General features: G+C 54.5%; 28 protein-coding genes. 13 read left to right on the top strand and 15 right to left on the bottom strand.

The features are described from left to right. Position 1: 1 nt before the first annotated feature. From atpE to atpD, 5 genes are read right to left on the bottom strand one after another with little or no spacing between them, the layout of a single operon-like run. The gene (atpE, locus tag LJ739_RS11430) at positions 2-262 is read right to left on the bottom strand and encodes an ATP synthase F0 subunit C (RefSeq protein ID WP_229160621.1); all 261 of its coding nucleotides are present in this window, start codon (positions 260-262) and stop codon (positions 2-4) included. Continuing rightward, positions 262-966 carry a F0F1 ATP synthase subunit A gene (locus LJ739_RS11425; RefSeq protein WP_229160619.1) on the bottom strand — a complete coding sequence of 235 codons (705 nt, stop codon included), beginning with the start codon at positions 964-966 and terminating at the stop codon, positions 262-264. Before LJ739_RS11425 ends, atpE begins: the two co-directional genes overlap by 1 nt. After that, entirely contained in the window at positions 956-1,249 is a 294-nt protein-coding gene (locus LJ739_RS11420) for an AtpZ/AtpI family protein (protein WP_229160617.1), read from the bottom strand. The genes LJ739_RS11425 and LJ739_RS11420 overlap by 11 nt, the downstream gene beginning before the upstream one ends. Further along, positions 1,246-1,647: a hypothetical protein gene (locus LJ739_RS11415; RefSeq protein ID WP_229160615.1), complete on the bottom strand. Its 402-nt coding sequence runs from the start codon at positions 1,645-1,647 to the stop codon at positions 1,246-1,248. The genes LJ739_RS11420 and LJ739_RS11415 overlap by 4 nt, the downstream gene beginning before the upstream one ends. After that, entirely contained in the window at positions 1,644-3,023 is a 1,380-nt protein-coding gene (gene atpD, locus LJ739_RS11410; RefSeq protein ID WP_407646775.1) for a F0F1 ATP synthase subunit beta, read from the bottom strand. The genes LJ739_RS11415 and atpD overlap by 4 nt, the downstream gene beginning before the upstream one ends. Positions 3,024-3,206: 183 nt before the next feature. Here atpD and LJ739_RS11405 point away from each other — a divergent pair, with 183 nt between their 5' ends. Further along, positions 3,207-4,193, top strand: coding sequence for an LOG family protein (locus LJ739_RS11405; protein WP_229160614.1), 987 nt, complete (start codon positions 3,207-3,209; stop codon positions 4,191-4,193). A 301-nt stretch (positions 4,194-4,494) separates the two neighbouring features. On the opposite strand, the gene LJ739_RS11400 is transcribed toward LJ739_RS11405, so the two are convergent. The 4 genes from LJ739_RS11400 to LJ739_RS11385 form a co-directional block, all read right to left on the bottom strand. After that, on the bottom strand, positions 4,495-4,899 hold the full coding sequence (locus LJ739_RS11400; protein WP_229160605.1) for a hypothetical protein: 405 nt from the start codon (positions 4,897-4,899) through the stop codon (positions 4,495-4,497). 444 nt (positions 4,900-5,343) lie between these two features. Further along, positions 5,344-5,757, bottom strand: coding sequence for a hypothetical protein (locus LJ739_RS11395; RefSeq protein ID WP_229160603.1), 414 nt, complete (start codon positions 5,755-5,757; stop codon positions 5,344-5,346). Between the two features lie 124 nt (positions 5,758-5,881). Then, positions 5,882-6,388, bottom strand: coding sequence for a DUF1993 family protein (locus LJ739_RS11390; protein ID WP_229160601.1), 507 nt, complete (start codon positions 6,386-6,388; stop codon positions 5,882-5,884). A 26-nt stretch (positions 6,389-6,414) separates the two neighbouring features. After that, positions 6,415-7,713: an MFS transporter gene (locus tag LJ739_RS11385; protein WP_229160599.1), complete on the bottom strand. Its 1,299-nt coding sequence runs from the start codon at positions 7,711-7,713 to the stop codon at positions 6,415-6,417. 194 nt (positions 7,714-7,907) lie between these two features. Between LJ739_RS11385 and LJ739_RS11380 the strand changes: the two genes are divergently transcribed. After that, positions 7,908-9,377, top strand: coding sequence for an amidohydrolase family protein (locus LJ739_RS11380; protein ID WP_229160597.1), 1,470 nt, complete (start codon positions 7,908-7,910; stop codon positions 9,375-9,377). A gap of 24 nt (positions 9,378-9,401) precedes the next feature. On the opposite strand, the gene LJ739_RS11375 is transcribed toward LJ739_RS11380, so the two are convergent. Further along, positions 9,402-9,839, bottom strand: coding sequence for a GNAT family N-acetyltransferase (locus tag LJ739_RS11375; protein WP_229160595.1), 438 nt, complete (start codon positions 9,837-9,839; stop codon positions 9,402-9,404). 70 nt (positions 9,840-9,909) lie between these two features. Between LJ739_RS11375 and putP the strand changes: the two genes are divergently transcribed. The 10 genes from putP to LJ739_RS11325 all read left to right on the top strand — a co-directional run bounded on the left by putP (position 9,910) and on the right by LJ739_RS11325 (position 20,515). Beyond that, a complete protein-coding gene (putP, locus tag LJ739_RS11370) occupies positions 9,910-11,424 on the top strand; it encodes a sodium/proline symporter PutP (protein ID WP_229160592.1) in 1,515 nt (504 codons plus the stop codon). Positions 11,425-11,619: 195 nt separating this feature from the next. Next, positions 11,620-12,534: a sulfate adenylyltransferase subunit CysD gene (gene cysD, locus LJ739_RS11365; protein WP_229160590.1), complete on the top strand. Its 915-nt coding sequence runs from the start codon at positions 11,620-11,622 to the stop codon at positions 12,532-12,534. Then, a complete protein-coding gene (gene cysC / locus LJ739_RS11360) occupies positions 12,534-13,127 on the top strand; it encodes an adenylyl-sulfate kinase (protein ID WP_229160589.1) in 594 nt (197 codons plus the stop codon). Before cysD ends, cysC begins: the two co-directional genes overlap by 1 nt. A 5-nt stretch (positions 13,128-13,132) precedes the next feature. Next, positions 13,133-13,918: a 3'(2'),5'-bisphosphate nucleotidase CysQ gene (gene cysQ / locus LJ739_RS11355; RefSeq protein ID WP_229160585.1), complete on the top strand. Its 786-nt coding sequence runs from the start codon at positions 13,133-13,135 to the stop codon at positions 13,916-13,918. Between the two features lie 4 nt (positions 13,919-13,922). Next, the gene (cysN, locus tag LJ739_RS11350) at positions 13,923-15,332 is read left to right on the top strand and encodes a sulfate adenylyltransferase subunit CysN (RefSeq protein ID WP_229160583.1); all 1,410 of its coding nucleotides are present in this window, start codon (positions 13,923-13,925) and stop codon (positions 15,330-15,332) included. An 18-nt stretch (positions 15,333-15,350) separates the two neighbouring features. Continuing rightward, positions 15,351-17,078, top strand: coding sequence for an SLC13 family permease (locus LJ739_RS11345; RefSeq protein ID WP_229160581.1), 1,728 nt, complete (start codon positions 15,351-15,353; stop codon positions 17,076-17,078). Beyond that, positions 17,075-17,674, top strand: a complete 600-nt coding sequence (locus LJ739_RS11340; RefSeq protein WP_229160579.1) for a hypothetical protein — start codon at positions 17,075-17,077, stop codon at positions 17,672-17,674. Before LJ739_RS11345 ends, LJ739_RS11340 begins: the two co-directional genes overlap by 4 nt. A 226-nt stretch (positions 17,675-17,900) precedes the next feature. After that, positions 17,901-18,242, top strand: coding sequence for a PadR family transcriptional regulator (locus tag LJ739_RS11335; protein WP_229160577.1), 342 nt, complete (start codon positions 17,901-17,903; stop codon positions 18,240-18,242). A 14-nt stretch (positions 18,243-18,256) separates the two neighbouring features. Continuing rightward, the gene (locus LJ739_RS11330) at positions 18,257-18,814 is read left to right on the top strand and encodes an HAAS signaling domain-containing protein (RefSeq protein WP_229160575.1); all 558 of its coding nucleotides are present in this window, start codon (positions 18,257-18,259) and stop codon (positions 18,812-18,814) included. Between the two features lie 144 nt (positions 18,815-18,958). Further along, positions 18,959-20,515 carry a transporter substrate-binding domain-containing protein gene (locus LJ739_RS11325; RefSeq protein WP_229160573.1) on the top strand — a complete coding sequence of 519 codons (1,557 nt, stop codon included), beginning with the start codon at positions 18,959-18,961 and terminating at the stop codon, positions 20,513-20,515. A 9-nt stretch (positions 20,516-20,524) separates the two neighbouring features. Here the strand turns inward: LJ739_RS11325 and LJ739_RS11320 are convergent, their stop codons facing one another. From LJ739_RS11320 to LJ739_RS11305, 4 genes are all read right to left on the bottom strand, one after another. Then, complete coding sequence (locus tag LJ739_RS11320) at positions 20,525-21,064, bottom strand: DUF924 family protein (RefSeq protein WP_229160571.1); 540 nt, start codon at positions 21,062-21,064, stop codon at positions 20,525-20,527. 8 nt (positions 21,065-21,072) lie between these two features. Continuing rightward, positions 21,073-21,429 carry a 5-carboxymethyl-2-hydroxymuconate Delta-isomerase gene (locus tag LJ739_RS11315; protein ID WP_229160569.1) on the bottom strand — a complete coding sequence of 119 codons (357 nt, stop codon included), beginning with the start codon at positions 21,427-21,429 and terminating at the stop codon, positions 21,073-21,075. 88 nt (positions 21,430-21,517) lie between these two features. Continuing rightward, positions 21,518-22,711, bottom strand: coding sequence for an ABC transporter permease (locus LJ739_RS11310; RefSeq protein ID WP_229160567.1), 1,194 nt, complete (start codon positions 22,709-22,711; stop codon positions 21,518-21,520). Positions 22,712-22,722: 11 nt separating this feature from the next. Beyond that, complete coding sequence (locus LJ739_RS11305; protein ID WP_229160565.1) at positions 22,723-23,493, bottom strand: ATP-binding cassette domain-containing protein; 771 nt, start codon at positions 23,491-23,493, stop codon at positions 22,723-22,725. 149 nt (positions 23,494-23,642) lie between these two features. Between LJ739_RS11305 and LJ739_RS11300 the strand changes: the two genes are divergently transcribed. Further along, positions 23,643-24,347, top strand: coding sequence for a Yip1 family protein (locus LJ739_RS11300; RefSeq protein WP_229160563.1), 705 nt, complete (start codon positions 23,643-23,645; stop codon positions 24,345-24,347). Here the strand turns inward: LJ739_RS11300 and LJ739_RS11295 are convergent. Next, the gene (locus LJ739_RS11295) at positions 24,310-25,170 is read right to left on the bottom strand and encodes a DUF3025 domain-containing protein (RefSeq protein WP_229160561.1); all 861 of its coding nucleotides are present in this window, start codon (positions 25,168-25,170) and stop codon (positions 24,310-24,312) included. The genes LJ739_RS11300 and LJ739_RS11295 overlap by 38 nt on opposite strands. Positions 25,171-25,183: the final 13 nt, after the last annotated feature.

The raw sequence follows: 25,183 nt of genomic DNA, 5'->3' as shown, positions 1-25,183 counted from the left end.
ATCAGAGTAGCGACAAAAGCGGATTTCTGAACAGCACAATCAGTACAATCACCAGCACGTAGATAGCCAGCGACTCAATCATCGCGAGACCGATAAACAGCGTACGCATGATGGTTTTCTCTGATTCCGGCTGACGGGCCAGCGACTCCAGCGCCTGACTGATGGCCTTACCCATGGCAATAGCCGGCAACATCACCCCCAGGCCAATTGCGAGCAACGCGGCGACGGTAGACGCCACCACCAGAAGTGTCATGTCATTCATCAAGGGGTTCCTTTTTTCCGATTGTGTTTTTCAATATGTTCCTGCTGCGTTTGTATAGCACTGGCTACGTAAATCAGCGCCAGCACGCCAAAAATGTAGGCCTGTACCAGCGCCTCAACAATGTGCAGCATTAACAAGGGGACTGGTGCCAGAAAGCCTGCCACCATCAGTACTAGCAGCGCGGCAATTTCCAGACTCATGATGTTGCCAAATAAACGCACTGCCAGTGCCAGTGTGCGGGTCAGCTCACTGATGATGTGAAATGGCAACAGTAACGGCGATGGCGACAGGTAGTGACGTAGATACTGCCTGAGGCCGTTCGCGCGAATGCCGTACCAGTGAACAGAAAAAAACACGATAATAGCGAGCGCACTGGTAACAGACAGATCCCGCGTGGGCGACTCGAGCCCAGGAATAAGGCCGGTAAGGTTTGAGACCACCAGAAAAATCCACAATGTGCCAATCAACGGCGTCAATTGCCTTGCGTAATCGGGCTGGACATCCGCCACCGCATCTTCTATCGAACCGACGATGCCCTCCAGCATGCTTTGGCGCATACCTGGATGCAATGTCATGCGACGGGTCAGGACGTAAGCAAGCACTACCAGCAGTAGCGTTACCCCGGCACTGGTCAGCACACTCTTGCTGATGTCCAGCGACCCCACAGTAAGCACCCAGTCACTGAAAAGCGCATTATCTGTCATGCGGTTCTCCGTCCGTGTCGCGAATATAAAAATAAACGTTAAACGCCCCAACAAACACGCCAACGATGATCAGACTCACTGTCCAGCTGGTAGAAAAGCCTTCCAGTCGGGCATCGAGCCAGCTGCCAAGGTATGCACCGGCAACCAAGGGGATCACGAACAGCAGCCCCAGTGTTCCCAGTAGTCCCAACTGCGAAAGAAAGTGCCGGTCTGTGCCTGCTTTATTCCACTGCTTGCTCTGACGCTCGATACGCTTTTCCAGCGTTTTTTTATCCACTTTCATTGCCAGCGCTCCATGTCGAACATGTGACGCATCATCGACTGTTCAATACGCTCAAGGTTTGACTTGCTGTGGTACAGACTGTCTTCTGTCTGGGAAAAGTGAAAACGTAGCTGTTCAACCATTTTAGTGTGTTCACGTCCACGCCAGTACTGATGAGTATGCAGTGTCAGCGAGCGTTGCCGACAGTGCAGCAATCCACCTGGCGTCGCCAGGTAGTCAGTATCACCATTCACAAACCGCAGCGTCGCCATGCCGACGCTTAGCACAGTCATAAAATCCGCATGACCGGGTAACAGACAAAACCGGCCAGAGTCGTCATCGGCAATAAACGCGCTCACATTGTGTACAGTTTCATCACCATACGCAGCATAAATTCGCAGTGTATAAGCCTGGGTCATGACGCCCCCTCTTTCATGCTGCCACGCATGTAACAGGCTTTTTCCGGGATGTCGTCAAACTTGCCGCTTAAGAACGCATCGCAGTCATCCAGTGTGTCATTCAGCGGCACACTGACACCTGCCACCCCGGAATGGGCTTCGGTAACAAAAAAGGGCTGCGTGAGATAACGCTGCAGCTTTCTGGCACGTTTCACCACGCGCTGATCTTCCTGCGAGAGTTCTTCCATGCCCAGCATGGAGATAATATTTTCCAGCTCTTTGTATCGACTTAAATGTTCGCGCACCTGTTGCGCAATGCGGTAATGACGCTCGCCCAGCACGTAGGCATCGACCAACCGACTGCCGGACGCAAGCGGATCAACGGCTGGGTACAGTCCCTGGCTGGCGGCCGCGCGTGAGAGAATAACCCGCGTATCCAGGTGGCCAAGAATTTCACTGACGGCCGGATCGGTCATGTCATCGGCCGGTACATAGACCGCCTGTACCGAGGTGATAGCCCCTTCCGGTGTCGAATTAATCCGCTCTTCCAGCTCAGAAACTTCTGACGCCAGCGTGGGCTGATAGCCGACAGTGGCTGGCATGCGGCCCAGCAGGCTGGATATTTCACTGCCCGCCTGTACAAACCGATAAACGTTATCGACCACAAACAACACTTCCTTTTGTAGCGTGTCGCGCAGATACTCTGCATAGGTCAGCGCACTTAACGCAGCGCGAAAGCGCACCCCCGGCGATTCATCCATCTCGCCATAAACCAGCACCGAGTGCGGTAGCACATTGGCTTCCTTCATTTGGTGCCATAGCTCATGACCTTCCCTGATCCGCTCGCCAATACCGCCAAACACCGCCAAACCTTTATGCAGGTGAGCTATCGCATGCATAAATTCCATGATCAGCATGGTTTTGCCCACCCCGGCGCCGCCAAACAGGCCGGTTTTCCCGCCGCGTACAAACGGACACAGCAAGTCGATAACCTTGATACCCGACGGCAGAATGTCGTCGGTAATAACCGATTCACTTAAGGGACGGGGTGGTGAATGAATATCACGGTAATCACTGATGTCTGCCGCTGGCTGGTTGTCCAGCGGCGCGCCAAAGATATCCAGTACCCGTCCCAGGCAGGCGTCACTGACCGGCACCCGCACCGCAGCACCAGTGTCATACACCAGGGTTCCGCGCTGCAGTCCGGTGCTGCGGTGCAAGATGATGGCGCGAACATGATCATCGTCCAGATGCTGATGCACCTCAAAAAAATAGGTATCACCGTTTACCCTGGCCATCAGGGCACGATTGAGGGGAGGCAGACGATTGCATCGCACCACAATCACCGGTCCCTGCACCTGGGTTACTTCGCCAATCGGCTGCTGCGTTGTTGTCACTGCTATCCTTTCCTGCAAAACAAACCTTTTTGCTCCCCTTAATAGGTTGTAGCAGTGAAAGTTATAGCAGGAAAGAAAACACCGAACTTTGATCCCGAATAACTTTTCCGCCAATGATCAGCGACATGGCTTATGCTGTTGTCATACACTGACACGGCATCGCCGAGAGAATCAGGAGCTGTTATGAACAATAAAAGGATACCTGGCGACACGCCAGCCACCGTGAAGATGCCGGTTCCACCACATCCGCAACAGCGCCATGCGCCACTGCCGTGGAGCCAGCCTAAGTCAGACCGGCATGACGCCAGCATCGATGCCAGAACTCGTGCGATACTCGAAAGCCCAAGCTACCGGCAGGCCGATCAGGACATTGATTACCTCAACACCGATGCCACGCGCGGTACACGGTTGCAGATTGATTATCAGAAGGCCGAAAACCTGCTGACCGAACACAATATCCAGCACACCATTGTGGTGTTTGGTAGCACCCGCATTACCGACGAAGAAACGGCACATGCCAATCTGCAAGCGCTGAATCAGCAGCTAGCGCAAACTCCGGACGATGCCATCCTTCAACAACGTCTGAAAGTCGCCCGCCAGTTACTGATTAAATGTCGTTACTACGATGTCGCAAGGCAGTTCGCCCGACGTGTCAGCGAGGCCAGCAAGATCCTGCCGGACGGACAACTTCTGATCATGACCGGTGGTGGTCCCGGGATTATGGAAGCCGCCAATCGCGGCGCGTTTGATGCCGGCAGTAAGAATATTGGTCTGAACATTAACCTGCCACACGAACAATACCCCAACCCCTATATCACCCCTGAACTGTGTTTCCGGTTCCATTATTTTGCCGTGCGTAAACTGCACTTTTTGTTGCGCACCCGTGCACTGGTGGTTTTTCCGGGCGGCTTTGGCACCCTCGATGAACTGTTTGAAACACTCACCCTGATGCAGACACGAAAACTCAGACCCATGCCCGTGGTCCTGGTGGGTGAAACCTACTGGCGCCAGGCCGTTGACATAGATTTTCTGGTTGCCGAAGGGGTGGTTGATCCGGAAGACCGGGATTTGTTCTGGTATGCCGAAACCGCCGAGGAAATCTGGGAGAGCATTTGCCGCTGGCACCGGTTAAACGGGACGCGACTGCCCTGTGACTGCAGTGACGACTGACGCGGGTTGCTTTCGCGTGAGGGGGTTCTTTGCTGTCATCAGTGTACCGGTTACGTCATCGAAACACGGACAATCCGTCTGGCCCGCGAGCGCAGTGATTTGCCCTGTGTGATAGTCCGCGGCCAGGATCACAACTCCATTCAATTGCCCGCGCGATCTTTTCTCGTCGCTTCAAGTTGACCCATTAAGTCAATGCGCTGGCCATCAATGTTTAGTTCCATCCCGCTCACATCGGGTGCCACATGCTCGCCAGCGCTGAGTGATGTCCTGCCGGCGCCTATATGCGGCTTATTGGCATTGGCTACTGTGCCGGCTTTACCGTCCAACTGCTTATTGCCTGGGTGGTTAAATCAATCGAATAGATTGTATGGACACCTGATTCAATATCCGAGCACATTAATTCCAATGAGTTCCGGTCGCCCCCTGGGTTAACGTTGCCACCGACGTCTTTCATCTCGTTAGTGCTTTCAATAATTTGACCCATCCCTGCAGACCACATCCCAGGCAAAGCACCTTCTTTGGCCACATACTGTCTCGCGGTTGAAGCCAACGCAACCAGAGTGAGGTGAAGTTCCTCTTCACTCGCTTGGCAAGGTCGGGGCACCGAAGCATTGGAGGACAAAGGTAACAACATTAACATCAGGAATACGATGTTTCTCATCTGCATACTCACAAAAAAATGATGCGTTTCCTTTAAAACAGACAATGTATTTTTACCAAACAGGGGTTACAGCAGTCGTCTGTTACTAAACACCTAGTTCTGCAAAAATACTCGAAAAACGCTGTGACAACTTTTCAGATCCAACTGGCATGGCAACAAAGTGCCGTTTCAGTGTTTTCAGATTGTTCAGAGTGGTCTCTTCGATACACCCTATTTCTTTTAAGGACACAATGGTATCCAGTAACAGCCTGTCTAATTCGTCAAGATCGAGTTGGTTATCTTGCTGATTCAGCTCCTTCCTTAGGTGGGCTAACCTGACTAAGTAGTGCTTGTAAGGATCTGACGCATAAAATTCAGACGTGCTACACGTCGATGCCCTTGTGGCATCCGCGCGCACACCATAGGATGTCATAAATACTGCAACCAGAATCGATGCCCTACATGCAATGTTGAGCACGAAATGGCAACTCGTTCGTGATGCCATACAGACTACCTCCCATCGATTAAAAGCACTGAAGACAGAGGCTGCAACCACTGCTGTATGGCGGTATTACTCTGTGCTGCGACCACAATGCACTGTTGTTTATCACAGATAGAATATTGTTTGTATTCTCCATCATCGGTTTCTTCCTTCGCGAACATATGGGTATACCCGTCGATTTCCCTGGCCTCAAAAAAAATCCCGTCTTTGGATGTATTTTTATAGGCCGAAAAAATCTCATCCACGTACGCGACATTGTGGAATTCAACAAATGCATCGGCGTCTCTACAAACATACCGATTGGGCTTCACATAGTGTATGCAGTTGTCCGGAACTGATTGCGGGTTATCAAAAATGTAGACCTCGCTCGAATCCGAATGTAAGGGCAAAAAAAGGAGCGCCAAAAATGTGATTTTTTTCATGCCTGACACCTTAACGGTGGATGTATAAACCCTTGATAGGAATGTGTAAAAACCGGGCCCCAAACCAACGATGTCGTGCCCAGCGAAAAGCCCAGTAATCCCGTTAACGTGTGGCTCAGCCAAATCACGCAAACTGAAAGCCCGCCGGGTACCGATGAAAACCGTCGTAATCCTGTTTACTCAATGGCACCCCGGCTGCACGGAGCGTCGCATAGGCCATGTTGATATGAAACAACATGTTGGGAATGGAAAACAAATGCAGGTAATCCTGTGGACTGAACTGACATTCGGCAAACCCTGCCACCAGGGCGATGGGCTTGTCAGTTGCTTCCTCCCCCTGCTGCGAGGCGGTTTGCAACGCGCTGAGGGTCTGGTTGATGGCCTCCTGCAGCGCTGACCAGGTCACCGCAATCTCAATCTGTTCGCGGTGTTGTGTGCCCAGCAGTGCATTGATGGCGCGGTACACAAACGACAGCGCGGTAGTGAACTGTTGATGCACCGGGAACATGTCATCGCTCAGGCGGGCATGCAACAAGGCCTCTGCCTTTGCTGAATGGGCCTGTGCTTTGTTGATCAGGGCGAGCAACTGTCGGGTGTAGTGGCGGTGCACGGCAAAAGGGTCGGTGGTCATGGCAAACTCATGTCATGGTTGGGGTGTCAGGGGCGCACCTGCTCAGGGGCATCGTCCCCGGTGGGCGGCTGTTCCTCATCCACCACCAGCAGCTGCTCCTGGGCAGTGGCCTCTTCGATACGGGGGTCCATCGCCGCGGCCAGCGGCGAACTGGTGATGTCAGAGGGGCTGACCACGTAATCGGAGTGTTTCATGCGCTCGGCTTTCTGACGATGGTTGATCAGGGTAAGGGCGGTGAACATCAACAACGACAACACCGCAATCGCGCCATACAGGGCTGGGTGACCAAAATATTCCATCACCTGCGACAGCGCCGCAGAGCCTGCCCCGGCACCTCCACCGAAGGCCACCAGCAACGCCGATGAAACCCCCACCCGGTCTTCATCATCGACCCGGGAGTTGGCCAGTGCCGACGATAGCGGATACAGAGTGAAAGCAAACAAACCAAACAGGAAACTCACCACCAGCATCTGGGTCTGACTGAGGGGCAGTAAAAACAGCGCGGCGGCGATCAGGGTCAGGGCCACTGCATTGCTGCGCAATAACACGCTGCGGCGTACCCGATCAGACAGCACACCCATCGGCCATTGGGCCAACAAGCCGGCAAAAATGGTCACCGCCATAAACGATGCAATGCCGGCCGCATCAAACCCGGCCTGGCTGGCGAACACCGGTGCCAGACCGTAAAAACTGCCGTTGATGATGCCGGCAAACATCACCGCGGTCAGTGACTGGGGCACCAGTTTTACATAATTGAAAAAGCCCACCGCCATCGGCCGCAGCGGTTTAGGATGGATGCGACGGGTAATGGCGATGGGTACGATCCCTATTGATACCGCGATACAAACCAGAAACAGCGGCGCATAGCCAAGCTCCGGAAATTGTGACAACGCCAGTTGCCCCACCACGGTGCCGAGATAGGAGGTGATCATGTACAGGGAAAACACCCTGCCGCGGTGTTCGTGACTGGCCTGCTCATTCAGCCAGCTTTCCAGCACCATGTAGTTACACATCATGCCCGCCCCCACAACCAGGCGCAGTGCCAGCCACAGGTAAAGGTTGTCGGACACCCCGTGGGTGGCCACGCAGGCAGTCACCAGCGCCGTGGTAGCAGCAAACGAGCGAATGTGACCCACCGAGCTGATCAGGTAATAGCCGACCTTAGCGCCCAGCAACAGGCCGAGGTAATAGCAGGTGGTCAGCAGACCAATCCAGAACGTCGACACATCGTGCTGGCCCAGATACAACGCCAGGTAAGTGGTCAGCAGACCCGCGCCACCGACCAGGAACAGATTGGCAATGTAAAGGGACAGAAATGAGCGCAATGTATTCTCTCGTCAGTGGACAACGTGCCCTTTAAGGGTAAAAGAAAATCACCGGATGGGAAAAAGGAATTTTCACTTCATGGTGTACAAAACACAACGTAAGTCGTTGCATTTGGTTACTTTTCATCCCTGTACTCGTTGGCGCACATGCCTTAGGCTGGGCGCGCAGTTTCCCAACAAGGACCGTGACGCATATGCTTACCCGGACATTGGCAGGCTTATCCCTCACCCTGCTGGCCCACACCGTCAGCGCCAACGACGTACTGATCCGAAACGTCACCGTTGTCTCCGCGCAGCATCAACAACCACTAACACAACGTGATGTACGGCTGGTCGACGGGCGCATTGCCACGGTGTCTGCTGAACCATTGAGCGCCGATCCAGCGGATACGATGGTGATTGATGGCAGCGGCAAGTTTCTGGTTCCCGGCCTGATGGACAGCCATGTGCACGTTGGCAGTATTCCCGGACTTGGCTTTGTGTCATCGCCACTGGCCCAGCAACATCCCCAACTGGTGGCAGCGTATTTTGACCAGCAGCCACGCAGTTTTCTGTACCACGGCGTCACCCAGGTGATGGATCTGGGCAGCCAGGACGGCCGTGAAGCCTTTACCTCAGCGTCACTGCACCCGGATTTTTACAGCTGTGTACCCATCCCGGTGGTGGGCGGCTATCCCGACACGGACGCCGAATTTACCCTCGGCCACAGTAACACCTTTATCGTGGACGCCAACACACCGCCACTGGAGGGGTACGCGATTGATGCCAGCCAGCACAGCCCGGAAGCGGTTGTGGCACGTATTGCCAAAACCGGCACCCGCTGTATCAAACTGTACCTGGAAGACGGTTTCGGTGCGGCCAGCCACTGGCCACTGCCCTCGGATGATACCCTGCAGCGGGTGCGCAGCGCTGCTGACGCCCATGGTCTGCAACTGCTGGCCCACGCCAATGCCATCGACATGTACCAGATTGCCCTGAAACACAACATCGACGTGCTGTCCCACGGCTTGTGGAACTGGCAATGGCCGGAAGATAAGGGTGAACCGCCGGTTTCCGACACCCTCGATGCGCTGATCGCACAGCGTACCGGCTATATGCCGACGCTGCAGGTGATGCTGGCCCTGCAAAGCATGTTTGATGAGGATTTCCTGGCCGACCCGGCCAGGCGCAAGGTGTTACCCCCGTCGTTAGTGGCGTGGTTTACTACTCCCGAAAGTGAGGCCTTCAAACAGGAGCTGCGGGATGATTTTGGCCCTGACACCCCTGACGACACCATTCATCAATTATTGGGTTATGGACTTGGGCGGGCCAAACGGGCCACGGCTTATCTGGCACAACAGGATTACCCGATGCTGCTGGCGTCCGACTATCCCTCCAGCCCCTCCGTCGCTGCAGCTCCGGGACTCTCGACCTACCACGAGCTGCTGCAGATGCATGACGCGGGCGTTTCGCTGCGCGCCATCTTCGAGGCCGCCACTGTCAATGGCCCGAAGCAGTTCGGCTTAGCGGATGATTACGGCACGGTGGCGGTTGGTAAAGTGGCCAACCTGCTGCTGCTTGCGGGTAATCCGTTATCGGACATCCAGGCCTGGAATGACATCGACACCGTGTTCTTGCACGGCCAACCCATCGCCCGTGACAGCCTGATGGTCAAAGACGATTAATGGGTATGTACAAAAGCTTTTTTGCTAATCCGCCAGCACCATGTCCACATGATCGATGCCACCGTCGTCATAGGGGTCGCTGCACACCACAAAGCCGCGGCGGCGGTAAAATTCAATCACCTCGACCTGGGCACTGAGGCGTACCGGCAGCTCAGGCCAGCGCTGGTGAGCTTCACTCAGGGCGCGGTCCATCAGTTGCCCCGCCAGTCCACGGCCACGGGCGTGGGCCGCGGTGACCACCCGTTCAATTTTGACGCACTGCCCCTGCTCTTCGCGCAGACGCAAGTAAGCCGCCATCTCAGAGGGTTGCCCCCACAGCAGGTGCAGTGATACCTGGTCAAGATCATCCAGGTCGCCATACAGGCTTTGCTGCTCCAGCACGAAGACATCCTGACGCAGTTTCAGCACGGCGTACAATTCATCGCCAGACAGTTCGGAAAAGGATTTGAGGATCAAGGACATGGCTTGCTCTGGTAGTCTACGGACAGGCTTGCTAGGATAACCGCTCTTATAACAATAACAAAGGTTTCCTATGGCCACCGGCACCCTGATATCCCTCGCCCTGTATTTCATCACCATGCTGGCCATCGGCCTCTACGCCTACCGCAAATCCACCAGCGACATGCAGGAATACATGCTCGGTGGTCGCAATCTCAGCCCCAAAGTCACTGCCTTATCCGCAGGCGCGTCAGACATGAGCGGATGGATGCTGATGGGCGTGCCCGGTGCCATGTATGTGTCGGGTTTTTCCAGCGCCTGGATTGCCATTGGCCTGACCATCGGGGCATACCTGAATTACGTGTTTGTGGCCCCCCGTCTTCGGGTGTATACCGAAAAAGCCAAAAACGCCATCACCATCCCGGATTTCTTTGAAAACCGCTTCAATGACACCAGCCGTACCCTGCGGGTGGTGTCCTCGGTGGTGATTATCGTGTTCTTTACCCTGTACACCTCCTCGGGCGTAGTGGCCGGGGGCAAATTGTTCGAGTCCTCCTTCAACACCAGTTATGAACTGGGTCTTTACATCACTGCCGGTGTGGTGGTGGCCTACACCCTGTTTGGCGGCTTCCTGGCGGTCAGCATGACCGACTTCGTGCAAGGTTGCATCATGTTCATCTCGCTGGTGCTGGTACCGGTGGTGGTGATGATGGAGCTGGGCGGCTTCGGGGAAACCGTTGCGGTGTTGCAGACCCAGAATGAAAACCTCACCAACCTGATGGTCGATGCCGCCAGCAACCAGGCACTGGGCGCCATGGCAATCATATCCCTGATGGCCTGGGGACTGGGCTACTTCGGCCAACCCCACATCATCGTGCGCTTCATGGCCATACGCCACGTACGGGAAATGAAAGTGGCCCGACGCATCGGCATGAGCTGGATGATCGTATCCCTCATCGGCTCGATGGCCACCGGCCTGTTCGGCCTGGCCTATGCAGTGAAAACCGGCAGTTTCGACGGTGATCCGGAAACCATCTTTATCTTCCTGTCACAAATTCTGTTCCACCCACTGATTGCCGGATTCCTGCTGGCAGCTATCCTGGCCGCCATCATGAGTACCATCTCGTCGCAACTGCTGGTGACCTCCAGCTCGCTGACCGGCGATATCTACCATGCGTTTTTGCGCAAAGAGGCCAGTCAGAAAGAACTGGTCCTGATGGGACGGATTTCGGTCGCCATTGTCGCGCTGGTTGCTATTTACCTGGCGTATGATCGTGACAGCACTATACTGACCCTGGTCAGCAATGCCTGGGCCGGTTTTGGTGCCGCCTTCGGTCCGATCATTCTGTTCAGTCTGTTCTGGAAGCGCATGACCCGCATGGCGGCGATTGCCGGTATGCTGGTCGGCGCGATCACGGTGTTGTTCTGGATCTATGCACCGGTGACTATCGGTGGTCAGAGCCTGAGCGCATGGATGTATGAAATCGTCCCCGGCTTCTTGGCCTGTAGCCTGACCATCGTAGTGGTCAGTTTGCTCAGCAACGAACCGGATGCAGAATTGCAGGCAACATTTGATGCCGTTGACGCAGAATTGCGCGAGCATTTGTAAGCAAAAAATGGTCCGATGAGTATCTGAACAGATGCCCTTCGGGCCCTTGCTGTTAACGGGCTGTTAACAGTAATAGCTCAGTTACACCATTTTGCTTTTATCTATAGCAAAACATAATACTTAGTGGTGAAAGGATATGTTAAGGTTCTAACCATATAATTCTTTCGTATATAACCAAGCACTCTGGACACATTCATGACGCAGTCAATCCCAACCGTGACCCATCTCAAGCAACTGGAAGCTGAGAGTATTCATATTATTCGTGAAGTCGCCGCGGAGTTTGATAACCCGGTCATGCTCTATTCGATCGGAAAGGACTCATCGGTACTGTTACACCTGGCACGCAAAGCCTTTGCGCCGGGTAAAATCCCGTTTCCTCTGATGCACGTGGACACCACGTGGAAATTCAAGGAAATGATCGAGTTTCGCAACGAGATGGCGAAAAAATACGGTTTCGACCTGATTGTACACATCAATCAGGAAGGCGTAGACATGGGTGTGGGGCCGTTCACCCACGGCAGTGCCAAACACACCGACATCATGAAAACCGCCTCGCTGAAACAGGCGCTGAACAAATACCAGTTCGACGCTGCTTTTGGTGGCGCCCGTCGTGATGAAGAAAAATCCCGCGCCAAAGAACGAGTGTATTCGTTCCGTGACAGCAATCACCGCTGGGATCCGAAAAATCAGCGTCCGGAGCTGTGGAATATCTACAATTCACAGATCAACAAAGGCGAGAGCATCCGCGTGTTCCCCATGTCCAACTGGACTGAGCTGGACATCTGGCAATACATCTACCTGGAAAACATCGACATTCCTTCCCTGTACCTGGCCAAACCGCGCCCGGTGGTTGAGCGTGATGGCGTGCTGATCATGGTGGATGATGAGCGTATGCCACTGAAAGACGGCGAACAGCCTGAGATGCGCTCGGTTCGCTTCCGTACGCTGGGTTGCTACCCGCTGACCGGTGCAGTGGAATCGACAGCAAGTACCCTGCCCGAAGTTATTCAGGAAATGCTGCTGGCCAAAACCTCCGAGCGTCAGGGACGGGTCATTGACCACGATTCCTCTGGCTCGATGGAGAAAAAGAAAATGGAAGGGTATTTCTGATGAGCAACAATATCGTATGGCATCAGCATGACGTGGATAAAGCCCGTCGTGCCGAGGCCAAAGCACAAAAACCCTGTGTGATCTGGCTGACCGGTCTGAGCGGTTCAGGCAAATCCACCATCGCCAATTTGCTGGAAAAACGCCTCGCCGACGCTGGCAAGCACACCTACCTGCTCGACGGTGACAACATTCGCCATGGTCTGTGTGGTGATTTGGGCTTCAGTGACAAAGACCGCGTCGAGAACATCCGTCGCATCAGTGAAGTGTCCAAACTGTTTGTTGATGCCGGCGTGATTGTACTGACCGCGTTCATTTCGCCGTTCAAAGCCGACCGTGCGTTCTGTCGCTCTTTGCTGGATGATGGCGAGTTTATCGAAGTGTTTGTCGATACCCCGCTGGAGGTGTGTGAGTCGCGCGATCCCAAAGGCTTGTACCAGAAGGCACGCCAGGGCGACATCAAACATTTTACCGGCATTGATTCGCCTTATGAGGCGCCCGACGCAGCGGAAATTCACCTGACCTATGACGGTGAAGATGCAGCGGCCTCGGCAGAAAAAATCTTCGCCCAGTTACACCAAAACGGATGGATTTAGACAACATGGATTTAGTAGCACTTGGCGATGGCTTGGAGCGTATCGCCCGCCAGGCTGGCGCCGCCATCATGGACATCTACCAGCAAGACTTTGGTGTGTATGAAAAGCAGGATGCCAGTCCGCTGACCGATGCCGATTTGGCCGCCCACAATGTGATTGTAAAGGGCCTCAGCGGTTTGTCTGAGTTGCCCATCCTGTCCGAAGAATCGGCCGACATTGACTGGCAGACCCGCCAGCAATGGGATCGTTACTGGCTGGTTGATCCTCTGGACGGCACCAAAGAATTTATCAAGAAAAACGGTGAATTCACCGTTAATATCGCCCTGATTGACAACGGCAAACCCGTTCTGGGCGTGGTCTATGCGCCCGCATTGGACGTGTGTTATGTGGGCATTGACCAGCATGGCGCGTTTAAGATCAGCGAAGGCCAGCGCAGTCCAATCACACCCAAGGCACACCAACAGGGTGAAACCTGGAAAGTGGTGGGTAGCCGCTCGCACCAGAGCCCGGAAATCCAGGCATTGCTGGAACGTCTTCCCGGTGATACCGAACTGGTGGCGATGGGCAGTTCGTTGAAACTGTGCCTGGTGGCTGAAGGTGCAGCACACTTGTACCCACGCCTGGGCCCCACCTCTGAGTGGGATACCGGTGCCGCACAAGCGGTCGTGGAAGCTGCCGGCGGCAGTGTGACGGTCATCGACAGCGACGACCCACTGCGCGAAGACGCCGCGCCCCTGCGTTACAACCAGAAAGAATCCGTATTGAACCCCTATTTTTTAGTGAGTTGCTAAGGTCATGAACAGCGAAAACGAATTATTGCAATCTGACATCCTCAAATACCTGGAACAGCACGAGCAGAAAGATCTGCTGCGCTTCCTTACCTGCGGTAGCGTGGACGACGGCAAAAGTACCCTGATTGGCCGCTTGTTACATGACTCCAAAATGATCTACGAAGATCAGTTGGCCGCCATTACCAAAGACAGTAAAAAAGTCGGTACCACCGGCGATAAAGTCGACCTGGCCCTGCTGGTTGACGGTCTGCAGTCCGAGCGTGAGCAAGGGATCACCATCGATGTTGCCTATCGCTATTTCTCCACTGAAAAGCGTAAGTTCATCATCGCTGACACGCCGGGACACGAGCAGTACACCCGTAACATGGTGACCGGTGCGTCTACCTGTGACCTGGCTATCATTCTGGTTGATGCCCGTGGTGGTGTGAAAACCCAGACCAAGCGTCACTCGTTCCTGGTGTCCCTGCTGGGCATCAAACACGTTATCGTGGCGGTCAACAAAATGGATCTGATGGACTTCAGTCAGGACGTGTACGAGCAAATCCGTAAAGACTACCTGGAATTTGCCAAGCAACTGGACATCCCGGATATTCAGTTCGTGCCGATCTCCGCACTGGACGGTGACAACGTGGTTAACCTGAGCGAAAAAGCCCCCTGGTACAAAGGCTTGCCTTTGATGCAAATGCTCGAAACCATTGAAGTGGCTGACGACATCAACACCGAGGACTTCCGCTTCCCGGTACAGTACGTCAACCGCCCGGATCTTAACTTCCGTGGGTTTGCCGGAACTGTAGTATCCGGTGAAATCCGCAAAGGTGATGCGATCACGACCCTGCCTTCCGGCAAGCAGTCCAAAGTGAAATCGATTGTCACCTTTGACGGCGAGCTGGACTATATCCATGCGCCTTTGACGGCGACCATCACCCTGGAAGATGAAATCGATATCTCCCGTGGCGACATGATCGTCAAGTCAGACAATCTGCCCATGCACAGCGATGCCTACAAGGCTCACATGGTGTGGATGGCAGAAGAGCCGATGATGCCAAACAAACAGTATGGGTTTAAATTTGCCACCAAGTTTGTGCCGGGTTCGGTGTCTTCCATCGATCACCTGATTGATGTGAACACCCTGGAGCACACCGAAGGGGTGCATCTGGCGCTGAACGAAATTGCTGTCACCAACATCAAGCTGACTCAGCCGGTGGCCTGTGACCCCTACACCCGTAACCGCTCGACGGGGGCCTTTATCATTATCGATCGCATGACCAACGGTACAGTCGGTGCCGGTATGATCATCGATGCGGTGCAGGACAGTGGCAAGACCGGCGAATACTCAGAGTTCGAACGGGAGCTCAATGCCCTGGTCAGAAAGCACTTCCCGCACTGGAACGCGCTGGATATTTCAGCCCAGTAAGGGACAGGATTGCACAGCATGGAGCTGAATCAACTGCTGGTATTGGCAGTGTTTTTTGCCACGATTGCGGCGCTTGTGTTTACGCACAAGCGCCCTTCTTTTATTTTCGCCGCTGCCATTCTGGTGCTGATCGGCAGCCAGCAACTGTCGTTGCAGAATGTCGCCCATAACCTGACCAACCAAGGGTTACTGACCCTGATCTTACTGCTGATGGTCAGCAACGCGGTGGACAAAACCGCGATCATCAAGAAGCTCAGTCGCACCCTGGTTACGGCCAATTTTAACGGCAGCTTCCTGCGCCTGTTTGGTGTGACCTTTGTGTCCTCCGCACTGCTGAACAACACCGCAGTGGTGGCCAGCATGATTGGGCCGGTCAAGCAAAACCAGTATCATCCGGCGTCCCGGCTACTGATCCCCCTGTCCTACGCAGCCATACTCGGCGGCACAGTGACACTGATCGGTACCTCCACCAACCTGATCGTGGACAGCTTTCTGATTGAACACGGCCACCCCGGCTTTGCATTCTGGGATTTCACCCTGTACGGCGTGGTGGCGGGTCTTAGCTGCGGCTTGTTGATGTTTGTGCTGCAACCCCTGCTACCGACGATTGAAAATCGCCAGGCCGACTATCAGCACTATATGATTGAGGCAGAAGTGGAAGCCGACTCGGAACTGGTCGGCAAAACCGTGGAGCAGAACCATTTACGTAACCTGCCCGAGCTGTTTCTGATTGAAGTGGTGCGTAACGGCAAGCTGATCACCCCGGTCACCCCGGAGCTGGAAATCCACACCGGCGACAAACTGATCTTCTCCGGCAACGTCAAAAATGTCAGCAGCCTCAGTCACATCAAGGGGCTGACCCTGTTCGCGGAGAGCAACGGCTTACTGACCGACAACCTGACCGAAGTGATTGTGTCCAATCGTGCACAAATCATCGGCCGGACCCTTAAAGCCCTTGGCTTTCGGGCCCTGTTCGATGCGGCTGTGGTGGCCATGCGCAGGGACGGCGAGCCGGTATCCGGCAAACTCGGTGAAGTAAAACTGCAGGCCGGTGATTTTCTGTTGTTGGCGACCGGCAAAGACTTTCTCAGTCGTCACAACCTGACCAAAAACTTTTTCATCCTGTCAGAAAAGAAAATCCCCACCAAGCTGACCCCGTTCCAGGAAACCCTGACCATCGGCGGCTTCCTGCTTACGGTGCTGTTGGCAGCAACCGAAGTCCTCTCTTTGGCCACAGGACTGCTGTTTTTCCTGGCCGCGCTGGTGTTGTGTGGCATCACCAACAATGGCGAAATCAAACGCAACTTACCGGTCAACCTGATCATCGTGATCGTCGGCGCCCTGAGTCTGGCCACCGCCCTTGAGCAAACCGGCGTCATTGCCGCCGTGACCACGCAGTTAGGGCCGGTATTGGGCAGTACCGATCCGTTTTGGGCACTGGTGGCCGTTTACCTGTTAACCCTGTTGCTGACAGAACTGGTCACCAACAATGCAGCGGCGGCGCTGATGTTCCCGTTTGCGTATGGTCTGACCGAAGCCCTGGGTGCCCCGCTGATGCCCTTTGCGCTGGCCGTCGCGTTTGGCGCCAGCGCCAGTTTCCTGTCACCTTACGGTTACCAGACCAACCTGCTGGTATTCAGCGCCTGTAATTATCGGGTCAAGGATTTCCTGCGTTTTGGTTTACCCATCTCGATAACCTATTCGGTGATTGTGTTGTGGTTATTAAAGGTTTCTTACGGCTTATGAAAAAACATTTATCGGTTATACCGTTGACGAGTGCATTGCTCACCACTTCGCTCGCCAGTGCCCCCGCTGTTGCTGCCCATACACCCCAGGAGGCGTTTTTTGAACAACTCAGAACACTGTGCGGCCGCGCGTTTGCAGGTGAGATCGTCGAAAACACCCCCGCCGGTGGTAGCTTCGAGGGCAAACGCCTGATCATGCACGTGCGACGCTGTTCGGATAAACAGCTGCACATTCCGTTTCATGTCGGCGATGACGCCTCGCGCACCTGGATCATTACCCGTAATGATGCTGGCCTGGTACTTAAACATGACCATCGCCACCAGGACGGCAGCAATGATGTTCTGACTAACTATGGTGGCCACACGGTTTCTTCCGGCTGGCCACAGGTACAGGACTTTCCGGCCGACACAGAAACCCAGGATCTGTTTGTTGCCCAAGGGATCCCCCAATCCAACGGCAATACCTGGTCGATTTACCTGTACCCGGATCGTTTCAGCTATCGCATGAGCCGTGATGGTCGGGTTTTTCAGGTCGATTTCGACCTCACCACGTCGGTCAAACCACCTGCGGCCCCCTGGGGCCATGAAGACCACTAGGTGATCCCTTCCCCGTCATCCTGACACCCCACAACGGTGTCAGGGTGGCATAAAACCGCCCATCGCGCTGTTGCTCCCTGACCGTTCTGACGTGCTGCTCCCCAGCCTTGTGCGGACCATTGCACGCGGTCACAAAAAAGACACTTGCAAAACCGAACAACATTGCTATACATTATTACTATGCATTACATAGTAACTTTCATTACAAAGTAAAAGGTGAAACATAATGAGCGACACCGCTACAAAGTGGGATGCCCAGTTGCGCAAAGGCTCTCTTGAACTGGTGGTACTGGCAGCACTGGCCCCCGGCCCACGCTATGGCTTGGCATTGCTCAACCACCTGCACCAGTTCGACACCATGCAAATCACCGAAGGGACCCTGTATCCCCTGCTCGATCGGTTGAAGCGGGATGGGGTGATCAGCGCCAACTGGCAGCAACAAGGTGATGAGCGACCACGCAAATACTACGCCCTGACGACCGAGGGACAACAACGACTGACCGATTTAGGCGCACGCTGGCGTCAATCCGTTGCAGACATTGAAGCACTATTGCAGCAAGCGGCATAAACAAGGAGTACCCAATGACCGAACGCGAACAGATCAATACCTACCTGACAACCTTATCCCGGTACCTGTCCCGTCTTGACAAAGGCCAGGCCGACGAAGTGCTGCGGGAAATTGAGTCACATATTTTTGATGTTATCGAAGCCACCGAGCAGCGCGGCCAGGTCGTGGATGCCGACCAGATCCTACAGGGATTTGGCTCGCCTCGCTCGCTGGCACAGAGTTATGTCGAGCATGTTACTCAGGGCACCCCACCACCTGAAGGGTTCGCCGCGATCGGACCGGTGCGCCGCAACGTGACCAAAACCCTGTACTACGGCATGGCCGTATTTGGATTTTCCATCGCCGCAGCACTGATCCTGACCGGTTTTGCCAACCTTATCGTGCCCGATTCGGTGGGCGTGTGGTCGGCCGCTGGCGGCGATTCTATCGTGGTGGGTATGGTGAGCGACAAGGTGCCACCGGGCGATGAGCTGACCGGCTTCTGGTACACCCCACTGGCGGTTATCCTCGGCTACTTGCTATTGCGGCTGACGGTCAGCGTGATGCAGGTGTTAAAGCGTCAACTGGCCTGACGCAAAACACCCGCGCCCGGTTTATCGCGATAAATCGGGCGCCCTGCCCGTCTGGCGCCTGTTTATACCAAAGACCGATGGGCAATCGTCACCAAGCGAGCTATGCTTTACAACACGTCATGATCCCTGGCCTTGGACGTCATTTTGAAAAAACTCATCCTGTGTGGTGTGCTGCTGTTGTTGTCACTGCACTGCAACAGCAAAGACAGCATCCTGTGGTTGACGGATGATCAGGATGATCTCAACCATTATCGCGTATCAGAGCCTTACTCCATCGGCATGGACACCACCAATCTGGTGCTGGCAGCACTGGACGAGTATGACATCTCGTTTGTGTTCTCTTCCGTGGCGCGCATGGACGCGCAACTCAGAGCAACCGCCAATACCTGTGTTGCCAACCGGATAAAAACGCCCGAACGGGAAGCAACCCACCTGTTCAGCCTGCCCCTTAACGTGCACCCACTGGCCCAGTTGTACTACAACGCCACACGCATCCATATTCCACCGTCATTGCGCAACCAGGACGGTCAGGTAACAGACCTCAAAGCCCTGCTGGATGCCAACCCCGGCACCCGCATCGCACTGGTCAAAGGGGTATCCCTTGGCGCAACACTCGACCGTCAGGTCAAAGCCCTGTCCGAAGAACAAATCAGCTACTACAGCGTCGACAACCGCTTCCAATCGGGTCCCAAGCTACTGCTCGACGGATTGGTTGACGCGTCACTGGACTACCCGACCCAAATCGCATTGTTTTTTCCCCAGCGCGCCCAACGTACCGACATCAAGACCGCCGCCATTGCCCAGGAAAAACAGTTTGTGATCAGCCATATCAGTTGTTCACGCTCCCCGCTGGGCCAGCGGGTTATCGATTCCGTGGATCAGGCACTGCGTAAACTATACCGCTCAGCGGCATTTCTGGAAGCGCACCTGCGTCATGTGCCGCAGGAAAACAAAGTCGCGTTGCGCGCCTTTTACGACGAAACCATCAGCCCGTACATCACACCAACATTGACCATGGCAGTGGATCACTTTCCGCCTTACACCGTGCTCAATGACAATCAACCACCCAGTGGCCTCGATGTACAAATCATGCGCGCCATTGCCACGCCATTGCATGCGCAGCTGAATTTTGTCCAATGCCCCTTCGCCCGCTGTGTCAAAATGCTCGAAAATGGCAGTGCCGACGTCTACGTCAGCCTGTTTCGAAGTCCTCAACGGGAAAAACGGATCCATTTTGTCGAACCGGCCATTGCCAAAGAGCCACCGCAGGCATTTTATGTCAGGGCAGACAGTCCGCTGCGCATCGACAGCTACGATGCGCTCAGCAACCTGACCATCGGCGTGCTCAGAGACAGCGAGTACTTCGCTGAATTTGATCAGGACAAAAGATTACGCAAAGTGCCGCTGAGTACCCTCGAAGGCCTGATAGACATGTTGCTCAAAGGCCGCATCGACACTTTTATCGGCTCACAGACGGTGACAGATTACCTGCTCGCCAGCACCGGGCACAGTGAGGAAATCCGCCATGCCAGCTATGTCCACCCGGGCAGCCGGGATGTCTATATCGGCCTGTCAAAAGCATCAGCGAATGCGTACCTGCGCCGCGAAATCGGTGAGATTGTTGAGCAGCTCAAAGCACAGGGCACCATCAACGCCATACTCGGCCAGTCGCCGGGCAAGCCGGCGTCTTCAGCGCCCTAGCACGGCGGTTTAAAAACCCGAACCAGGCGTTTCCAGAAACGCCGTTTCTTCTGCACTGCTGTTGCGGCCTAAAATGGCATTGCGATGGGGATAGCGACCAAAACGATCAATGATGGCTTTGTGACGATATTCATATTCCAGCTGTTCGGCATCCCCCAGCGCGCTGTATAAGCGTACCGCCTGATCATGAATGGCACGGGACTCGCTGTGCATGTAAGGCAGGTACACAAATCCCCGTTGACGTTCGGTCAGGGCCTGATCCTGCTGCAGCTCGACCATCCGTTGGGCCAGCACCAACGCCAGCGGATCACTGGCAAATGCGCGGGCGGTATTGCGGAACATGTTGCGGGAAAACTGATCCAGCACCAACACTTCGGCCAGTGCGCCTTCAGGCTTTTCCCGCCAGTGCCACAGCTCGCCCATGCTTGCCCTGGCGTGCACCGTTGCAAACTGGGCATGAATCGCCTTATCCACCTCGGGGTCAACCTGAAACCATTGTTGTGGCGTCAGGGTGTCAAACCAGAAATGCAGTACATCATCAGGGTACATGGTTAATCCTAATTCTCCGTCAACACGCGTTTGCTGTAACACGCCCGGTCAATGTCTAACACTTCGACGGTCAGTGACACCCGTTGTTGGGACAGTGACAGCAACCCGTTCAGCACAGTATTACTGAGCATAGCCTTTTGTTGCTCGCTGCGCCCGGGCATGATGCGCACAATACAATGGATAAACGCCAGTCTGCCACTGCCACTGCCACAACGGTAATGGGCAATGGGCATAAGGCGGGTCTTGATGTCTTCAGGGTCAAACAGTCCCGAATCGGCGGCGCTTTGATGCACGGCTTCAACCAGGGTGTCTGCACCGAATTGGTCAACCAGCGACTGGCTGGCCTCAATCACGCAATGGGGCATACGCTCTCCTGCAAATAACAGCGGGGCACCTGTCAGGGTGCCCCGCCTTTTGGTCACATTGTTGGCGGCCAAAAGGACGCCCTACAGTTTACCGGAACAACACTTTTTCTTTGTTAAACCAATGCACACAGAAGGCAATCAGGGCGCCGGCGATCAACGCCGTGGAGCCAAAGATACCGACCAGTTGAACATAGTCCATGGTGCCTTTGATCAATTCTTTGATCGCCAGTGCCACATTGGTCAATGGCACCCACGCCCAGCCGTCTTCCAGTTCAACACCGGGCAACATGGCCAGGATGATGGGCACGATCACAAAGATCACCAGGGAACCCATGTAGCTCTGCGCTTCTTTGAAGCTGCGGGCATAGATGGACAGGCTGAGCAAAACGGAAGCGAAGATAGACACCACCGGTACCAGCATCAGGAACATCAGGATAAAGTCCAGTGCGCTGATGGCGCCCATAAACTCGGCGACCATTTCTATCGCCATGCCCTGGCTCAGTACCATGCCCCATATCGCCATACTCGACACCGTGATAAGGGCTGCCACCACACCAGCAAAGGCGATGGTGAAGAACTTGCCCAGTACCAGTTTGTGACGCTCAATCGGTGAGATCAGCAGGGTCTCCAGTGTGCCGCGCTCTTTTTCTCCGGCGCCCAGATCGGTGGCCGGAAACATCGCGCCCTGCAGACACAAAATGAAGATAATGTAAGGCACCAGACCACCAATCCGCTCGCCCCAGTTTTCGCGCTGGTCAGCCACATTGACTTTCTCCAGCACTACCGGTTCAAGCAATGCCGTTTTCTGGTTGTCAGACAGGCCCAGTGTGGTGAAGGCAGCCTGTTGCAATTGCTGGGAGGCGTCATCGGTCAGCTTGCTGACCCGCCGCTGGACCATATTGACGCCGGCATCGTTGAGGTACAACTTGATCACCGACTGGCCGTCCTGAAGCGCGTCGCGAGTAAAGCCGGCGGGAATTTCCAGCACAAACTCGACGGTTTCGGCGTTGATCAGTTCGGCATAGTCGGCACTGGGGTCCACCTCAACCAGAGCAAACTGCTCATCGCTGGCTAACCCTTCAGCCAGCGCCGGTGCATGCTCGGCACCGATGATGGCGTATTTGAGCACCTTGTTTTCAGCATCCTGCAGGGCTTTGCTGGAAAAATACCCCACCACACCGAAAATCATCGGGAACAACAAAATCGGCAATGCGATCATGAAAAACAGGGTTTTGCGATCCCGGGTAAGTTCCTTGATCTCTTTTAAAAACACTAACCACATAACGACACTCCCTATTGAATTGCGGTTAAAAATGACTGGTGCAAAGAACCGTCTGCGAGGTCTGAAAAAGCCGCCAGACTGCCGGAGAACTTGGTCTCGCCCTGGTTGATCACCGTTACCGCATCGCACAGCTCTGCCACTTCATCCAGGTGGTGAGTGGAGAAGATGACCGGCACCTGCTGATCTTTGAGGCGACGAATAAAATCCAGTACGGTCTGGGTCGCCATGATGTCGAGGCCAGTGGTGGGCTCATCGAGGATCACCACATCGGGGCTGTGGATCACCGCGCGGGCGATGGCGGTCTTCTGCTTCATGCCGGTGGAAAAGTTTTCACTGCGCCGGTCGATAAAATCGGCCATGTCGAGCAATTCAATCAACTCTTCCAGGCGACGATCAATCGCACCTTCATCCATACCGTGAAGCTGACCGAAATAGCGGATATTTTCACGTCCGCTCAGGCGCCCATACAAGCCGGTTGAGCCGGACAGGAAGCCGATTTTCTGGCGCGCCAGCAACGGGTTTTTCATCACGTCGATGCCATTGATCTCAACGCTGCCTGCATTGGGTTGCAACGCGGTGGACAACATCCGCAACGTGGTGGTTTTGCCCGCCCCGTTGGGACCGAGTAAGCCCAGCACCTGACCTTTTTCACAACGGAACGAAACGTCCTTTACCGAGTGGAAAAAACGCCCTTGCAGGCGGGGATCTTTCTTCTCTTGCTCACTCAGTTTTTTCGGGTTTTCGACCTTGAATTTCTTGGCTAATTGTTTGATTTCTATCATGCCTTTTCCTTGTTGCGCGTTTTCCATGCCAGCATAGTATGCCCGCCTGCCGATTTTATTACACACAAACGGCAAATTTTTTTGTAACACCCTGGAGTTCTGGCAGACTATGGGAAAAAACAACTCAGACAACAAGGAAATTTGTCCCGATGGAAACTGTATCCAACCCCATCCAGGCCTGTAACGACGTGTTCTTCCGCCCCCGGGCGGTGTTTGCCACGCTCAAGGAGCGCAACAACTGGTCATGGATCCCCTTTGCACTGGTGGTCATGATGGCCCTGCTGCCCAGCTACATGTATTACCAGTTTGTCGACTTCAGTTGGTTTACCGACATGCTGATCGCCAAGGATTATGCCGAAGTGAGTCCTGCCGAACAGGATCAGGTGCGCAATTACATGACCCCCGGGGTGATGACCTTCAATGTGCTGGTGTTCGGCTTTCTGGGCATCGTGGTGATCAACGCCATCATGGCGATTTACCTTAATGTCACCAGTAAAATGGACGACGATTGTGTGATGGGCTTTACCGACTGGTACGGGTTTTGTTGGTGGGCCGGTATGCCGACCCTGATCGGTGGGCTTATCAGCCTGTTGTTGATTGCGTTGGCCAGCGATCACCAATTATCCCCCGCTTATCTCAGCCCATTGTCACTGGCATTTATCGCCGGTGTGGATTTCAGCAGTGAATGGTTCAACCTGCTGTCCGCCATGCGGCTGGAAAATGTGTGGAGTATGTACCTGATTGCCGTCGGTGTTTGTCAGTGGACCAAACTGCCCAGCAACAAGGCCTGGATCATCGCCATTGCCCCTTACCTTATCATCTGGGGCCTGATGGCGGTGTTTGTGGTGGTGTAGGCTTGGGCCTGAACACCGCAGTATTGTCGTAAAATGCTGGGTTCTGGTTATCGGGCCAGAATCCGGGTATGCCCAACAGCGGCAACGGCCGCAGCGGACGCGGTTGTGAAAACGTCTGTTGCTGTTGCAACTGACTGGCCAGCAATGCATCCAATTGATGGCACTGCTCGGCAAACGGCAATTGATGAAAGTCATTCTCCACCGCCACCGCCAACCACTTGCCGGTTAAGGACAAGTGAGGCGTCAATAACATCTCCAGATTGGCGTGTCCGAACACAAACGGGCTGATGGTGTTCCCCCAGGCTTCACGCTTGTTCGCCAGCGCATCGCGCCACTGGTGTTCAGCCATTAGCTCGGGCACCGATGGGTCGGACACCGCCAGTACCACACCACACTCGTCAAAATGGGTGATGTGATTGCGCCGACGGGTACGGGGATGCACACCGTGCGCCGCGATATCATCCATGTGTAAGCGATTTAACAGCGCCTTGGTGCGGGGAAACAATAGCCAGATGATGCCGTTGAACAGGTCATGCCAATTGCGCGAACGGGTTGGAATGATCCCTTCGCTGGCAATGATCTCCTCATAGTACCCCAGCCCTTGTGCCAGACTGTCCTGATCCACAAAAGCAGGCACAGTGGCTACTCCCAGCGCTTCTACCCAGCGGTTTAAGCCATCGGCATCCGGCCAGTCAGGCAAGTGACTGATCGACAACAGATCATTGAGCTGGTTGAACGGTGAGACGTCAGCACGGGCGTGAAAAAGGGCGTTCCAATGCGATGGATGGTCGGGGTTTAGCGACATGGGGCTAGAGCTTGTCAATGGCATTCCTTAT

Source organism: Fluctibacter halophilus (assembly GCF_020687825.1).
Classification (GTDB): domain Bacteria; phylum Pseudomonadota; class Gammaproteobacteria; order Enterobacterales; family Alteromonadaceae; genus Fluctibacter; species Fluctibacter halophilus.
This window is presented reverse-complemented; position numbering and strand designations above follow the sequence as displayed.

Bases quoted from the DNA above. Each gene is read 5' to 3' on its own strand.
- atpE (WP_229160621.1), bottom strand. From the start codon at position 262: ATGAATGACATGACACTTCTGGTGGTGGCGTCTACCGTCGCCGCGTTG.
- LJ739_RS11425 (WP_229160619.1), bottom strand. From the start codon at position 966: ATGACAGATAATGCGCTTTTCAGTGACTGGGTGCTTACTGTGGGGTCG.
- LJ739_RS11420 (WP_229160617.1), bottom strand. From the start codon at position 1,249: ATGAAAGTGGATAAAAAAACGCTGGAAAAGCGTATCGAGCGTCAGAGC.
- LJ739_RS11415 (WP_229160615.1), bottom strand. From the start codon at position 1,647: ATGACCCAGGCTTATACACTGCGAATTTATGCTGCGTATGGTGATGAA.
- LJ739_RS11405 (WP_229160614.1), top strand. From the start codon at position 3,207: ATGAACAATAAAAGGATACCTGGCGACACGCCAGCCACCGTGAAGATG.
- LJ739_RS11395 (WP_229160603.1), bottom strand. From the start codon at position 5,757: ATGAAAAAAATCACATTTTTGGCGCTCCTTTTTTTGCCCTTACATTCG.
- LJ739_RS11390 (WP_229160601.1), bottom strand. From the start codon at position 6,388: ATGACCACCGACCCTTTTGCCGTGCACCGCCACTACACCCGACAGTTG.
- LJ739_RS11380 (WP_229160597.1), top strand. From the start codon at position 7,908: ATGCTTACCCGGACATTGGCAGGCTTATCCCTCACCCTGCTGGCCCAC.
- LJ739_RS11375 (WP_229160595.1), bottom strand. From the start codon at position 9,839: ATGTCCTTGATCCTCAAATCCTTTTCCGAACTGTCTGGCGATGAATTG.
- putP (WP_229160592.1), top strand. From the start codon at position 9,910: ATGGCCACCGGCACCCTGATATCCCTCGCCCTGTATTTCATCACCATG.
- cysD (WP_229160590.1), top strand. From the start codon at position 11,620: ATGACGCAGTCAATCCCAACCGTGACCCATCTCAAGCAACTGGAAGCT.
- cysC (WP_229160589.1), top strand. From the start codon at position 12,534: ATGAGCAACAATATCGTATGGCATCAGCATGACGTGGATAAAGCCCGT.
- cysQ (WP_229160585.1), top strand. From the start codon at position 13,133: ATGGATTTAGTAGCACTTGGCGATGGCTTGGAGCGTATCGCCCGCCAG.
- cysN (WP_229160583.1), top strand. From the start codon at position 13,923: ATGAACAGCGAAAACGAATTATTGCAATCTGACATCCTCAAATACCTG.
- LJ739_RS11345 (WP_229160581.1), top strand. From the start codon at position 15,351: ATGGAGCTGAATCAACTGCTGGTATTGGCAGTGTTTTTTGCCACGATT.
- LJ739_RS11340 (WP_229160579.1), top strand. From the start codon at position 17,075: ATGAAAAAACATTTATCGGTTATACCGTTGACGAGTGCATTGCTCACC.
- LJ739_RS11335 (WP_229160577.1), top strand. From the start codon at position 17,901: ATGAGCGACACCGCTACAAAGTGGGATGCCCAGTTGCGCAAAGGCTCT.
- LJ739_RS11330 (WP_229160575.1), top strand. From the start codon at position 18,257: ATGACCGAACGCGAACAGATCAATACCTACCTGACAACCTTATCCCGG.
- LJ739_RS11320 (WP_229160571.1), bottom strand. From the start codon at position 21,064: ATGTACCCTGATGATGTACTGCATTTCTGGTTTGACACCCTGACGCCA.
- LJ739_RS11315 (WP_229160569.1), bottom strand. From the start codon at position 21,429: ATGCCCCATTGCGTGATTGAGGCCAGCCAGTCGCTGGTTGACCAATTC.
- LJ739_RS11310 (WP_229160567.1), bottom strand. From the start codon at position 22,711: ATGTGGTTAGTGTTTTTAAAAGAGATCAAGGAACTTACCCGGGATCGC.
- LJ739_RS11305 (WP_229160565.1), bottom strand. From the start codon at position 23,493: ATGATAGAAATCAAACAATTAGCCAAGAAATTCAAGGTCGAAAACCCG.
- LJ739_RS11300 (WP_229160563.1), top strand. From the start codon at position 23,643: ATGGAAACTGTATCCAACCCCATCCAGGCCTGTAACGACGTGTTCTTC.